This window comes from Roseovarius halophilus (ex Wu et al. 2025) (genome assembly GCF_047086965.1).
In genome coordinates, this window is record NZ_JBKOTX010000449.1 from 1 (window position 1) to 1,601 (window position 1,601).

The 1,601-nt window shown below is 63.5% G+C and carries 2 protein-coding genes and 1 pseudogene; all 3 read right to left on the reverse strand.

Annotated features, from left to right (window positions below):
* Window positions 1–281: 281 nt before the first annotated feature.
* Window positions 282–689 (reverse strand): annotated as a pseudogene (locus tag ACH107_RS32700) (transposase); the annotation flags it as partial.
* 154 nt (window positions 690–843) lie between these two features.
* On the reverse strand, window positions 844–975 hold the full coding sequence (locus ACH107_RS32705) for a hypothetical protein (RefSeq protein ID WP_412509759.1): 132 nt from the start codon (window positions 973–975) through the stop codon (window positions 844–846).
* 76 nt (window positions 976–1,051) lie between these two features.
* The gene (locus ACH107_RS32710; protein ID WP_412509761.1) at window positions 1,052–1,279 is read right to left on the reverse strand and encodes a hypothetical protein; all 228 of its coding nucleotides are present in this window, start codon (window positions 1,277–1,279) and stop codon (window positions 1,052–1,054) included.
* Window positions 1,280–1,601 lie beyond the last annotated feature (322 nt).

Sequence of the window (1,601 nt, forward strand, 5' to 3'; positions counted from 1 at the left end):
TCAGTTGGGGTCCGGATTGCGGTCACGCACATGACGGTGGCGCTCGCAGTCGATGAATGGCGGCCAGGATGGCGCGCACCATCTTACCGGACACCGCGGTCTCGGAGAGTTGGAAGGTGTTCGCCCGGGCATGGCGCACAACGCGGGCGCCTGTCTTCCTTCTCGGTGATGCAAGCATCACCTGCCAGGCAGTGGATCAGCTTGAGTTGCAGGCTGGTCAACGACCAGTCAGCCATTTCCTCGGGCAACTCGATGCAGCGCCGGAAGGTTGCGAGGTTGTAGGCCAGCGCATCCCGGTTCTCCGGCTGGGCCAGCGTCTCCGTCTCGAACCGCCCCATCTGCGAGGCCGATGCCGCTTGCGCAACGACAGCCCGGCCGCCGACAACCTGACGCATCACCGGGTCGAGCGCGAGACGGTCAGCATCGTTGACGTCCTCGTATCCGGCCAGCCGCCCGAAAACCGATTGCCGGAACAGCCCGTCAAGCCGGTGGACGGTGTTCTTGCCGAGGCGGGTGTCGGACAGCGTCGCTGACGCCAGATCGGACAGCCCGAGTGTGTCATCCAGCTCGCGCATCACCAGCAGACCGCCGTCCGAACTGAGCTGTGTGCCTTTGAATTCCAGCCGAACACGAGGGTCGAAATCCACCCGATCTGCCCGCTGCAATCCCGCACCCTCTGGGTGATCCATGAAACACGCCCCTCACAGCTATCAACACCATGATTTATATAGGAAATACAAAGCTCAGGACAGCGAAATCAGCGGACTACTTGGGGAATGCGGGATTGTTATGCTCAGATTTGAAATCTCGGAGGAGGCCAATTTCGGAGGGCGGACAGGAACATTAGAAGTCTCGTTTTTGCAGTCTGCTGCCGTTCTTAATCAGCGCAGCGAAGGTCGGCTTCCCGCCCTTCATGTCGAATGCTGCAACTGCAAAGATTATGCGGGAGACCAGCGTCACAGCTTCGACGTCCATTCCCGCCATCCCTGTGCTGGCATATCGGACGGCGCGATCACGCGGCCGGGCGGGCCCGGCCCGTGTCACGCGCTGATCAGCCCAGCTGTTCCTTGACCTTCTCGATCACGTCCTCGACCGAAAGGCCGAGGCCCTCGAGCATCGACAGGTCGATCCCTTTTTCCTCGAGCATCGCCGTCACGGCGTCGGGGTCCATCTCCGTCAGCGCGGACAGGTCGATCCCGCTTTCGCTGATCTTCGAAACGATCTCCTCCGTGCCGCCGAAGGCGTCCATCGCGCCGCCCAGCATATCTCCAAGTCCCATGGTGTGCTCCTAACTGTTAAATCACACGGCAGTGCCGCAAGGATCAGCGTGCCATGTGCGCTCGCGGACCGAAAGACCCGCGAGGCACGTGAGCGTATCGTGGCCATCGCGTGCCGACGTCGCGCGACGAGCCCCACCGCGGTCCTCGGGGCGGTCATGCCGCGGTGCCATCCGCGGGCGGCCGGTCAGGTCATGTACCACCTCACCCACCCTGATCACCCGCCGCCGCGTCCAGCTCGGCCAGCCTGGCCCGGAGGCGCCCGGCCATGAGGTCATCGCCTGTGCCGCGCCCGGCGAGGCTGCGCAACTCCTCCGTGGCCCA